At 34.5% G+C, this 12,775-nt stretch carries 13 protein-coding genes; 5 read left to right on the forward strand and 8 right to left on the reverse strand.

Features of this window, described 5'->3' with window-relative positions; translation table 11 throughout:
• The first annotated feature begins 268 nt into the window (after positions 1-268).
• Genes ANASTE_RS04295 through ANASTE_RS04310 form a run of 4 tightly spaced genes read left to right on the forward strand, consistent with a single transcriptional unit; the run spans position 269 to position 4,851 of the window.
• Positions 269-775 carry a hypothetical protein gene (locus ANASTE_RS04295; protein WP_007049734.1) on the forward strand — a complete coding sequence of 169 codons (507 nt, stop codon included), beginning with the start codon at positions 269-271 and terminating at the stop codon, positions 773-775.
• Positions 756-3,494 carry a hypothetical protein gene (locus ANASTE_RS04300; RefSeq protein ID WP_007049735.1) on the forward strand — a complete coding sequence of 913 codons (2,739 nt, stop codon included), beginning with the start codon at positions 756-758 and terminating at the stop codon, positions 3,492-3,494. Before ANASTE_RS04295 ends, ANASTE_RS04300 begins: the two co-directional genes overlap by 20 nt.
• Positions 3,437-4,225 (forward strand): hypothetical protein, encoded by a 789-nt coding sequence (locus ANASTE_RS04305; protein ID WP_007049736.1) that lies wholly within the window; start codon positions 3,437-3,439, stop codon positions 4,223-4,225. Before ANASTE_RS04300 ends, ANASTE_RS04305 begins: the two co-directional genes overlap by 58 nt.
• Entirely contained in the window at positions 4,216-4,851 is a 636-nt protein-coding gene (locus tag ANASTE_RS04310) for an InlB B-repeat-containing protein (RefSeq protein ID WP_007049737.1), read from the forward strand. Before ANASTE_RS04305 ends, ANASTE_RS04310 begins: the two co-directional genes overlap by 10 nt.
• 53 nt (positions 4,852-4,904) lie before the next feature.
• On the opposite strand, the gene ANASTE_RS04315 is transcribed toward ANASTE_RS04310, so the two are convergent.
• Entirely contained in the window at positions 4,905-5,699 is a 795-nt protein-coding gene (locus tag ANASTE_RS04315) for an enoyl-CoA hydratase/isomerase family protein (RefSeq protein ID WP_007049738.1), read from the reverse strand.
• A 43-nt stretch (positions 5,700-5,742) separates the two neighbouring features.
• Positions 5,743-7,095 (reverse strand): butyryl-CoA:acetate CoA-transferase, encoded by a 1,353-nt coding sequence (locus ANASTE_RS04320; RefSeq protein ID WP_007049739.1) that lies wholly within the window; start codon positions 7,093-7,095, stop codon positions 5,743-5,745.
• A 257-nt stretch (positions 7,096-7,352) separates the two neighbouring features.
• Between ANASTE_RS04320 and ANASTE_RS04325 the strand changes: the two genes are divergently transcribed.
• Complete coding sequence (locus tag ANASTE_RS04325; RefSeq protein WP_007049740.1) at positions 7,353-7,775, forward strand: hypothetical protein; 423 nt, start codon at positions 7,353-7,355, stop codon at positions 7,773-7,775.
• A 72-nt stretch (positions 7,776-7,847) separates the two neighbouring features.
• On the opposite strand, the gene ANASTE_RS04330 is transcribed toward ANASTE_RS04325, so the two are convergent.
• The 6 genes from ANASTE_RS04330 to ANASTE_RS04355 all read right to left on the reverse strand — a co-directional run bounded on the left by ANASTE_RS04330 (position 7,848) and on the right by ANASTE_RS04355 (position 12,584).
• On the reverse strand, positions 7,848-9,146 hold the full coding sequence (locus ANASTE_RS04330) for an NAD(P)H-dependent oxidoreductase (protein ID WP_007049741.1): 1,299 nt from the start codon (positions 9,144-9,146) through the stop codon (positions 7,848-7,850).
• A 2-nt stretch (positions 9,147-9,148) separates the two neighbouring features.
• On the reverse strand, positions 9,149-9,520 hold the full coding sequence (locus ANASTE_RS04335) for a PTS glucitol/sorbitol transporter subunit IIA (protein ID WP_007049742.1): 372 nt from the start codon (positions 9,518-9,520) through the stop codon (positions 9,149-9,151).
• Between the two features lie 43 nt (positions 9,521-9,563).
• On the reverse strand, positions 9,564-10,556 hold the full coding sequence (gene srlE, locus ANASTE_RS04340) for a PTS glucitol/sorbitol transporter subunit IIB (RefSeq protein ID WP_007049743.1): 993 nt from the start codon (positions 10,554-10,556) through the stop codon (positions 9,564-9,566).
• Positions 10,557-10,571: 15 nt separating this feature from the next.
• Entirely contained in the window at positions 10,572-11,096 is a 525-nt protein-coding gene (gene srlA, locus ANASTE_RS04345; protein WP_007049744.1) for a PTS glucitol/sorbitol transporter subunit IIC, read from the reverse strand.
• A gap of 67 nt (positions 11,097-11,163) precedes the next feature.
• On the reverse strand, positions 11,164-11,616 hold the full coding sequence (locus ANASTE_RS11320; RefSeq protein WP_007049745.1) for a transcriptional regulator GutM: 453 nt from the start codon (positions 11,614-11,616) through the stop codon (positions 11,164-11,166).
• A 23-nt stretch (positions 11,617-11,639) separates the two neighbouring features.
• Positions 11,640-12,584, reverse strand: coding sequence for a sugar-binding transcriptional regulator (locus ANASTE_RS04355; RefSeq protein WP_007049746.1), 945 nt, complete (start codon positions 12,582-12,584; stop codon positions 11,640-11,642).
• Positions 12,585-12,775: the final 191 nt, after the last annotated feature.

Here is a 12,775-nt window from a genome sequence, read left to right on the forward strand (position 1 = left end):
TTAATATCCTCATTTTTTATTTACAGAGACTAAATATTACAAATACTATAAATAAAGTAACAAATGTCTAAAAATATAACAATTTATCATTTTATTCAATATATTTAGATATTTTGTATTATAAATTAAAAAAAATAACTATATTTTCTATATATTAAATATACCATAAGTGTCGCAAAATGTATACATTTTGCGACACTATATTAAAGTATTGTATTTTCTATAAATCCGTTTTTAATTTACTTTTTATAATGCTAAGGGGGATAAAATGAACAAAAAAATTAAAAAATCTTTTGTTGTGTTAATGATTTTATCATTATGCTTTTCTTTTAGTTTTCAAAATATTTCTGCTCAAACATTAGATGAAAACAATAATGAAAATATATCAAATAAAATAACACAAAGCGAAGACGATGCAGGGAACAACACGGTAACCGGGTTCGAAGATTTAGAGGAAAAGATAATTACTATAAATGAAAAAACGGGTATCGAGAAATTAAATTTACCCAACAAGTTATATGTTTATTTAAACAATAAAGAAGAAAAGACTTCTTTAGATGTATCATGGGAATGTCCGGATTACGATAAAAAAGAACTATCTTCATATATTTTCAAACCTCTATTTGAAGATAAATATAAAGTATCGCCGGAACTAAGTAAAGAAGATATCCCAACTATAGAGATAAAAATAAATAAAGATATAAAAACAAAAGAAGAAAACATGACAAGAAGTACTTCTTCAAAATACAAAAAAAATGCTTGGTATATTCAATGAATTTAAAATAGGCTCATCCGAAACATATAAAACACTTGCCGAAGTAATAACAAAAATACCAAATGATGCGGGAGATATTGTTTTCAATATATGCAGTGATTTATACACAGATTATTATAAAGATAACTATATAGAATTACCGAAAGATAAAAATATAACTTCCCTGACAATAAAGACCGATCAACCATCCGTAACTATCGGTAATGATACATTATATAATACATATTTATTTTTAAACGGCATCAAGCTTACTGTTGACAGCGGTGTGACCATAAGAGGAGATATATACGGAGGAGATAACGGTAAAAACATAACCGCAGACACTAACATAACAATAAATGAAAATGCTGTTATTGAAAACTGTATATACGGAGGAAGTAAAAATGCAGATCTTACAGGTAACAGTTATATAAATATAAAAGGTAAAGTTTCTCGTTACATATTCGGAGGATGTCATTCATATGCCGATAATACCACTCCAAATGCAGAAGCAAATATGTACGGTTCGTCATATATAACCGTTGAACCTAAAGGATGCGGATATTGGATATACGGAGGTAATAAAGCCACTTCCGATTACAGTGCAACCCTTGCAACGACTATCACCACTACAATGTCCGGTTCTGTAAATATTTCAATGAACGGTATCAATGATGAATTATACGGCGGAAGTTACTCGGGAACAGGTATATCGCCGGGACCTAAAAATGCAACATGCTCAGACACGATCGAGGGAAGTATCAAAATAATTTACGGAGCGACTTCAAGGGGATATAATGGTGATTATATGGCACTGTACGGAGGAAGTAATGTAACGGGAACAAACTCTGATACTAATCATTCTTATTCGACGATTAAGGGCAATATAGATATAGAAACCATTGAAGATGATAATGCAGCCATAGAACAAGATGATACCCAAGCCTTCAACAGATATTTCGGAGGAGGGTATGCTCAGGGCGTCAATGCGGTAGGAAAAGTTAAAGGAAATGTTACGATAAAGAGTGCTAAACCTTGCTGGGACAGCAACTTAGGATTAACCGGCGGTGGATATGCTGCAAGCGGAGCATCTATCGATGTAGAAGGTAAAACAAAAATAGAAATATTCAAAATAAATAATCAGGATGAGTATTACGAAAATTCTAACTTAACTATCGGCGGAGGGTTATGTCAAAATAGTGATACATCTACATCACTAAATACGACATCAACGGTAGGAAGCAGTGAAATCATAATACATGAAGGTGCTACTCTTATTTACGGAAGTACTTGCAACATGAACATAATAGGAAGAGGATATGCTACTGGGACGAATTGCAACGTAGACGTAAAAGGAAGTACAAGTATAAAATTAGAAAGGGGTATCCAACCTGAACAAGGAATTTGCGGCGGAGGAATGTTGTATAGTAAATACTGCAAAAATTCATCCGCAAATGTTGGAAGTGTAAAAATGGATATCAGAGATGATTTTATGCTAAATACAAATATCATCGGTGGCGGATACATTTATTCTGCATTAAATGCAAGTGCTAAAGTAAATGACAGGATAGATATAAAATATGGTAAAAACGAGGATTGTTCCTCCGGATCTGTAATCAGCGGAGGATATATCTCCAATGGATTTGGAGATGCGAGCATCGGAAGCGATAAAAATGATGATTCAATAACAATAAATGCAGGAAACGGGTTAAACGTATATCAATTTATCGGAGGAAGTTATGTTCAAAAGAATACTGATGAAAGCAAGATAAAGATTACCGGTAATATAAAAACCAACCTTGAAGGCGGAAGCATTGGATATTTTCTTGGAGGACATAAACTTTCAACTTCTACAACAAATGCAGAAATAGACGGAGATATTATACATAATATCAGTAACATTACCACTACAAACTTTTTTTATCCAGGAGGAACTGTCTATTCCAATAATGCCGATAATCCGGGGAAAATTAATATATCGGGAAATGTTATGACCAAGATTGAAAATTCGACATTGACCAAACAAGCTTATACGGGAGGCGGCACTTACACTATTATAGAGAAAAATGCATCAGTTGAATTTAAAGATTGTACGATAAACACCCTTATATGTGCAGTGGGTTCAGATTATGCATCTATAAAAGGTAGCTCTATTGTTTCATTAACAGGAGCAACGACTTCCAATAATTATATATATTCATACCAAGGAAATGCTACAGCTTCAGTAGGTAAAGTATTGGTAGAAGCAGGGAATGAAAAAGGGCTCCAAACAAAAGCAAGTATAGTTGGAATATATTCCACAGACCAATCAAATAAAACAGATGTCAAAGTAAATAAAAATGCAGAATTAAATCTTACATATACCGGTACAACAACACCTTATCACCTTATGAACGTATATGATATAGATATAGAAAAAGACGGAGCTCTAATTACAAAATCAGCACAGAATGCTCCAATCAAAGGAAGTCTTAGCGGAGAAGGAACAATAACAATGCCTGTGGGCGGAAAAATTATCGGAAGCGGTACACTCGGCGGTAATTTGACGTTAAAAATAACGGGAACACTCAACAAAGACATAGAATTCTTTGAATTTGATAAATCCAGTACCGGAAAAGTAAACTTTACAGACCCCGATTATAAATATTATCTAAAAAAAGAAATCGGGAGTGATAAAGCTATATGGGTATTAAAAGAAGGTATAATAATAAATACTACCCCCCTGATAACGGAACGATAACTCCTAGCGGAAAACAAATGATAGGTAAAGATGAACCAACAGAATTTACTTTTACTCCGGATTACGGTTATCAATTGGACGATGTCAAAGTAAATGGTGTTAGTGTCAAAAGTGATTTAAAAAAACATGAAGATTTAAGAAGCAGTATATATACATTAACAACTGACATCAATACATCATTAGAAGTATCATTCAGACCTTTGGATAAAGACACAATGGAAGATATAATAAATAATCTTCCCAAATTAGAAGGAACGACTAATCCATCAGAGAATGAAACAAATAAAATATTTGACGCAAAACTGGATTATGAAGCTCTCAGCGAAGATGAAAAAAATAAAATCGATGAAAAATCCTCCGATAAACTTCACGAAGACTTATTGAAAGCAACTGAAATCGAAGTGGAATTATCAATCAAAGTAAGTACAAGCGGAAACGATGCAATAAAAATAAGTGACGATCAAAAGAAACGTTTTTTATATACATTGAACAAAGATGATATAAAGGAATTAAAAGACAACAATGCACAGTTGCTTAAAATAGTAATAGAAATAAAAGATATCGACAACCCCAAAGACGAAGAAAAAGAAAAAATCGATGGTGTGTTATCGGACTATACGATAGGAAAGCATTTTGTGGTAGAAGTGATAAAGGAAAAGTATCAAAACAAAGATGATGATACACCTAAAACCACAGAAAAAATAACATCAATGCCAAAAGCGTGGATATAACATTTAAAGTACCAAACGAATTAAAACCAAAAGATAATACAGTCTATGCTTATGCTATGGTACATACACATCTCGAAAACGGAAATTATACTTCTACATTATTGGAAGATAAAGATACCGTTGATGAAACTGTAACAATAAGCACAAATAAATTCTCAACTTATACAATGGTATATAAAGTGAAAGGTACAAAGCCTATAGTATCATATACCGTAAAATTTGATACAAGGGGCGGCAGTTACGTTAAATCACAAACAGTAGAAGAAAACGGAGTTATCACGATACCTGATGATCCAACTAAAAAGGGATATATTTTTACGGGCTGGTACACAGATGAAAAATGTACCGATTTATGGGACTTTGAAAGAGGGAAAGTTACAAAAGACATCACATTATACGCAGGCTGGGAAAAATCAAAAGACAACGAAAATACCGCACAGTCAGATAATCCCAATAATCAAAGTTCGGGTAAATCAGACGGAAGAATTATAGAAAACAACAAAAAAAATAATACAATTACTCCAAATACAAGAGATGCAAATAATTTAGATATATGGATAGGTTTATCAATTTTCACACTGGCAGGATGCTTAATACTATCCATAAAAGCAAAAAAATATAATTAAATAAAAGACCTCTTTATAAGAGGTCTTTTTTTGATTTAACAAATATTTCTTAATTATTCACCTTTAAAATCAGCTTTTCGTTTTTCTATGAAAGCACAAACGCCTTCTTTAAAATCTTCAGATGATATGCATTCTCTCTGAGTAGGAACTTCGCCGTCTTTTAGATATCTTTCATAATCTGTATAGTTTGCTTCAAAAAATTGCTTCTTAAGGTTTTTATAAGCTATGAGAGGACCTTTTGAGATTTGTCTTGCCAAAGCCATTGTAGTTTCTTCAAGCTCATCTTTGGAACATACTTTATTTACTATTCCCAACTCCATAGCCTCCACAGCTCCTAACGGTTTACCGGTAGCACACAGTTCAAAAGCTTTTGCTATGCCGATAGATTTACTCAACAAATAACTTCCTCCCGTATCAGGCACCAAACCCAAATTAATAAAAGCCTGAATAAATTTTACATTATCCGCACAAACGACGAAATCTCCCGACAAAGCGAGATTTGCGCCCGCTCCCGCAGCAGCTCCTATGACCGAAGTAATCACGATTTTACTCATTTTCTTTATGTTTAAAGAAACATATCCTGCGCGCTCTATCAAATCATCCATATTGATATCTCCGCCGGCTTTGATATTCTTATAAAAATATCCTATATCCCCTCCGGCAGAAAATGCTTTGCCTCCGCTTTCTAATATAACGACCTTTACATTCGAATCATTTTCACATTTATCAAGTATATCAAGAAGTTCTTCTGCCATTGCCATATCTATGGCATTTAAATTATCGGGATAGTTCATGGTGATTTTCGCGACACAGTCTTCTACAGTGTAAATATTTTTTTTGTATTCCATACCATTTCTCACTTTCAAATCAATGAATTTTATATACTAAACATTAAACACGTTTATTCGTTCTGTTCCAAATATGCATTTTATCGGCTTCTTCGATGAGTTCATCTCTAAGGTCAGGATGACAAACGGAAATTATCTTTTCTGCCCTTTCCCAAGTAGAAGCTCCTTTGAGATTTACCAGTCCATATTCCGTAACCAGGTACTGCGTATTAGCTCTCGTAGCAGTAATTATACCGCCTTCCGTAATACAAGGTTTGATCCTGCTCTTAAGCGAACCGTCTTTTGTTGGAACAGTGGAAGAACAGCAAATAAAACTCTTACCGCCTTTAGATTTATAAGCACCGAGTACGAAGTCAAGCTGTCCGCCCGCACCGCTTATATGACGGGTCCCGCCTGTTTCGGAAGCTACCTGTCCGAACAAGTCAACTTCAACGGTATTATTTATGGAAATAAAATTATCTAAACTTGCAATCACATCAATATCATTAACATAATCAACGGGTGCAGCCATAATGCTTGGGTTTGCATCAACAAAATCATAAAGTTTTTGTGTTCCTGCTCCGAAAGTAAACACCTGACGTCCTTTGTCTATACTTTTTCTCTTACCCGTTATCTTTCCTGCCATCGTTATATCCACAAAAGAATCAACATACATTTCCGTATGGACACCGAGGTCTTTCAAATCTGATTTTGCTATCAATGAACCTACGGCATTAGGCATACCTCCGATACCGAGCTGCAAGCAAGCTCCGTTAGGGATTTCGGGAACTATAAGTTTAGCAACTGCTTCATCTATTTCGCTGGTTTTACCAGAAGGCATCTCTGCCATCGGTCTGTTTGAACTTTCCACTACCATATCAACATCGTCAATATGTACCCCAACTTCAAATCCGCCTAAACAAACCGGCATATTTTCATTCACTTCAACAACAACGGTATCTGAAATTTCGCAAAGCGCAGCTAAATGTGATGATGAAAGACCGAAGTTAAAGAAACCATGTTTATCCATTGGTGCAACTTGAATAAATGCTACATCAACATGTTTTATATTTTCTCTGTAATATCTTGGAACTTCGGAATAACGAATAGGAACATAATAGCAAATACCGGAATTAATAAGTTTTCTTTCGATCCCCGTCGTATGTATCGAATTCCAAATAAGTCTTCCTGGTGCATCTTCAAGCTTTGTTACTTCCGGCTGCCATAATGCTATCCCCCCTCTGAACTTTAAATCTTTAAGAGAAGAGTCCTCTTTCATTCTCTCAGCCAAAGCTTTATCCAAATCAACAGGATGATTCGCACAAAAACTGTAATCTACCCAATCCCCCGACTTTACTACTTTTACCGCTTCTTTTGCAGTAGTAAGTTTTTCTTGATATTTAGCTTGATAATCCATAATATACACTTCCTTTCATTAGTTGATTATCCGTTCAAAAAATATAATATTTATACTTATATATTACCTTGGAAAACGTTTTCTGTCAATATTAAAAGCAAGTCAAAATATCGCTTATTATTACTAAATCATTCCAAATATTTTTTACTCAAATAGATGTTTATCATATTAAATACTAAACTATGTATTATTTATTATATCCTACTTTATATGATATAATCATATAAAGTATATAGTTTCATTTAGGAGGGAAATATATGAAATTAAAAAAAATCATATCAGTACTTTTAATTGGTCTTATGGCAGTTTCTTTTGCAGCCTGCGGAAGTAACAACTCAGATAGTGATAAGCCCAAAGAAAATCCGATTACAGCAGAGGAATTTAAGACAGAAATAGGAAATTTAGGAATTAAAGCAACAGAAGAAGAAACAATGTTTGAACTCGTAGGTGCGAAATCGGGATTTAAATTATCCGCTGACGGGAAGACACTTGAATTATATGTATTTGATAAAGACAGAGATGCATATAAAAATGCAGAAAAAGACGGAGAACTTACAATGGAATCACTCGGAAGTGATATAACCGAAAATGTTAAGGTAGCAAACGGATATGCCATAATTTTACCTAGTGATTTCCCACAGTATGAAAAAGTTTTAGCACTTTTTGAAAGATTGGAATAATATAATTTTCATTTAAAAAGACCTCAGAATTGAGGTCTTTTTTGCAAGTTGTAACAATTTTAATTATTTATTTTATCCGAAAAATCTATCTTGTAATTTTCTAAGTTGAACTATCAAAGAATTATCATCCAATGCTACCATATCATATGTAATTGTCTGACCTTTTTTAACATCTTTAACGAGTTTTGTATTCTTTGTAATAACACCTAGCGGAACAGCATTATCATTAAGCATATTCTGATGAGTATCTACAGTTCCGTAAACAGTATAACCACCGATACCGTCTAACATATCACCTGCTTTTAAATCTTTTTTAGCAACAGCAACAGTTTCACAAACAAGTCCGCCGTCCATAGGAACTAATGTAGAAATGTTGTCTAAAACAGCTTTAGCAACTGTTAAAGGAGTTTCCAACGAACATAAATGATATGGTCTGTATAATACCCAGTTAGGACCTTCGCCCATGCTTAAGTAATTCATTTCATGCTTAACGAACGGAAGATCACTTGAAATGATTACGAACACACCCGGTGCTATTCCGTTGACCCATTCAACTTTTCCATAACCGTTTTCAAGGATACCGCCTTCACTTGTTGGTCTGAATAAATTTGGTAAATCTTTTACTTCGGCTTCAGGACCATGTCCGCCTCTGATATCAGGGATAAATCCTGTGGAATTAGCCATAGCGGTAAGTTCTACCATTGTCTTTGTTCCGTCTGTAAATGCAGTCTGCATCTTAGGACTAACGCCTCTCTTAGCTGCATATTCTGCTAATGAAGTAGGGTTTGCATCTAAATCTATAGCATTATTTTTACCTTTACCTATAACTCTAACATCAAAACCTGCGGCAGTTGCAAAATCATATAATTCTTTTACCGCACCCGGTTCATCCCCTGCACTTCCGGTATAAATAACGCCTGCATTATCAGCTAATTTTTTAAGCATAGGACCTATAACTACATCGGTTTCAACATTAAGCATGCAGATATGTTTGCCTTCGTTTATAGAATCGATAGCAACTTTTGCACCTACTTCAGGAACTCCCGTCGCATCTACTGCGGCCTGAATGAGATTAGCTTTTGCACCAATTTCAGAATTTTCTGTAGCAATATACTTTCCTTTTTCCAAGTAAGTATTGGCTTCACTCAATTTATTTGTTATAATATAGTCATCTTTGGTTAATCCAGAGTTTTCAAATGCGGCAATGACATTATCAATATTAATGTCAGCTACTACAGCGGGTTTCATACCTTTCATCCTGATCATTTGACTGGTCATGCCCCTGCCCATTTGTCCCGCTCCTATTATACTGGTCATAATAGGAGCATTTTTTTCTTCCAGCTCAGCTAGCTTATAATTCATTCTTAACATATCTATTTATGTCCTCCTAAAAATTTTATTTGAATATAATCTCCATGTTTTAACTCAGGAAGTTTTTCACCTTTTAATTGAACTTGTCCGGGAAGTTCTACCTCATCTTTACCGCCAAACACCAAACAGCAATGCCCAAGCATTTTAAATGTATCGTTCGCTTCAGCTCCTACAGCTGTGACAACATAATCATTATCTCCCAAAGACATAAAATCCCCAACTTTTATTTCACTGTCAAGTTCCTTTTTTTCGTGAAGAACAGATAATTCCGCAAGTTCCAATGGTGCATCTTCATTAAATAATATAAGCATTTTTTCACTTAAAAAATCTAATGCAATATCGCCAAATCCAATTATTTTTGATTTATAATCCATACCCTAACTTTCCTTATGTAATTTTTTTTATGATTTCAAATTATTAATATAGTCCAAATGAGAATAAATATGCAATTACTACTGCAAGCGGACCTGTAATAAGTCTTGAGAATAGCATTGCAGGTACCCCGATTTCAACTGTTGAAGGTTCTGCTTCACCAAGAGATAAACCAACAGGTACAAAGTCTGCACCAACTTGTGCATCTATTGCAAATAATGCAGGAAGTGCATAACTTGGAGGAATATTTCCTTTTGCTATTTCAGCACCAACCAAAACACCAACTACCTGAGCGATAACCGCACCCGGTCCGAGAACTGGTGATAAGAATGGAATTGCACAAATAACGGATAGTAAAATCATTCCTGGTAATGAACCCGCTAGTGGACTTATTGCCTTTGCAATTACATCACCGATACCCGATGCTGTGATAATGCCAAGAAGCATACTAACGAATGCCATAAATGGTAAAATATTTCTTATTGTCGTATCAATAGCATCTCTGCCGGCAGCAAAGAATTTATTTACGACTCCGCCAACCGCTTTACCTATTTTAGAAACTACTCCGATAAATCCTTTTTGTCCTCCTGTAGTATCTTCTTTTCCAGATGAGTCTGAACTTTCAGTTGTCACATCAGGTTCAGGAGTATCTACTTTTACTTCTCCATCATATAATGAAACTTCTTTTTCGCTTACGTCCGAAACGTAATTGTCTTCATGTATGTACTGAGCAAGAGGTCCGGTTGCTCCTCCCGGTTCCAAATTAACAGTTAATACGCCTTTTCTAGGATATACTCCGCATCTTGCAGTACCGCCGCAGTCTACTATAACAACTGCCATTTCATCATCCGGTACCCCTGTTGAAAACGCATCTATTGCTTCCGCACCTGTCAAATCTGCTATATATTGTGCTACGGGATGTATACCACCGCCGGTAACACTGGCAATCTTATTTTTCTTTTCTGTCGGTTGTATAACTAACGGTCCACCCCAACCTTGTGATCCTTTTTCAATTATAACGGCTTTAAATTTACTCACTTTTATTTCTCCTTTCTATGCATTTACGCTTTTCTTATTCATGATTGCGTAAATTCTTTCTGTTACAACGCCTCTGATTAAGATTACAACGACACCAACCAAGAAATATCGGAGTGCCAAAGGTGTAGTACTAAGATTTAACTTAGTTAGACCGTTCGCAATACCCAAGAAAACGAAAAGTTCACCGGCATTTGCATGTGGGAATAATCCTGTTATCGGATGGCAGAATGAAACTGTTGAATCATAGAATGCAACCTTATGTTCTTCTTTTAAGAAACGACCGAAAGAATATGCCATTGGGTTACATAGGAAGAACATCGCAAGCACAGGCATTAAAGTATATCTGGTAATAAAGCTTTTTGATAATATCTTCATGAATTTATCAACTCTCTCTTCACCGATTATTTTAATAAGAGCATTGATAGCTGTTATCAAAACAATAAGTGTAGGGATGATACCGGTTACCCAGCCGATAAACTGCTCTCCTCCTGCATTAAATAATCCAATAAAACCTTCTGCAAGTTTTGTTAAGAATTCCATTAAAATTCTCCTTTCTATTATTTTTTATATTCTATGAAAGACTATCGTCTTAACATACAAAATATATCTATGCATTTTCCGCTATCGTATCACCTCCGATTAATTCTTCTTCACTCATTTCTGCTGCTTTGCTTTTTTCCAAAACCCCTATAAGTCCATTCACAGCTTGAAGCAAAGCGCTTCCTTTTTCTCTTCTTTTTTTACTTCTGAATGTTTTTACCTTAAGTTCTTCTTCCGATTTGATTTCGTAAACAGATTTTCCAACCAAATCATCAAATGGTTTAAATCTGGCAAATACACTGAATCCATTTATCATTTGACCCTTAGTAACAAGTCCGTTATTATCGCATGCTAGTATAACGATGACTCCGTATACGAAATACTGTTTATCTTTTCCTACACTGACGTTTCCGTACTTATGTACGTCATTGAATGAAACACTGAAATTCTTAGCTTGTTTATATGTAAGCAAAGAATTAAAAATCATAAGTACAAATGCAGCTAAAAATATTTTCCACATAATTATCCAACATCCTTTCAACTCTACTTATCGAGTAATAACTTCGCAGTTTCTGCATTGGTCACCAAAACATTTATAAGTTTTCCGTTTATCGCTCCGTAAATCGCATCCAATTTTTCTTTACCGGAACTTATCCCAACGACTCTTTTGATTTTTCTCAAATTATCGATCTTAAATCCAAAGACATATTTATTATAAGAATAGTTTGTATCCCCGTTTATATCATACATTTGAAGGCATATATCCCCTACTATACCCATATTCCTCATTTCATCGATATCTTCATTATTGTAATATCCGGTTTCCATCATAGTGGAACCTTCCACCGCAGTTCCTATACCTACGACTGCCGTAGTCATCTTATCCATTAAATCAAGGACCTGTTTGATATGTATGTCATTTTTAAGGCTATCCATTAAATTTTTATCCATTATCATTGCCGGAGCATGCAAAAGATGATATTCACCGCCGAATGCTCTGGAAAAATCAATTACGACTTGATTACAGTGATACTCTATACCAACTTGCCCCATACCTCCAAGGAGAGGTATGAAAGAGATATTTCTAGGTTTTTCTTGTCTAATATGAGGAGCAATTGTTTTTATCGTTTTACCCATGGAAAGTCCGACAATCTCGCCGTCCTTTAACGCTCTTTGAAGGTATGAGGCACAAGCTTTTCCTAAATAATCCTGTTCATAAGCTACATCGACGGCATCTGAAGCTATGATGACTTCATGAAGTCCGAATTTTTCTTCCAAGGCTTTTTCCAGCTTATAGTAATTATTTTTTAGCGGATTGATAACTTCAATTTTTACAATCCCTTCATTCTTGGCATTTTTAAGAATTCTTGACACGGTAGCTCTGGAAATTTCGAGTTTTTGTGCAATTTCTTCTTGTCTCATATCGTTATTGTAATAAAGGTCACATACTTTAACCATTAGTCTAGTATCATCAAAAACTTTTTTCATGAAATTTCCTCCTATTTTGCCTATTGAAATTTATTTCTATCTGTTTTATTTTTACATTTGTTCAGCATTTGAAATATTGTTCTTATTACGCTTTTATAATAATCCAATAAGAGTAAAAAGTCAACTGTTATTTTATAAATAAATCAAAAAAATTATTGCAAAAAACAAATCAAATATCTCCATTTATTTTC

The organism is Anaerofustis stercorihominis DSM 17244 (genome assembly GCF_000154825.1).
GTDB lineage: Bacteria > Bacillota > Clostridia > Eubacteriales > Anaerofustaceae > Anaerofustis > Anaerofustis stercorihominis.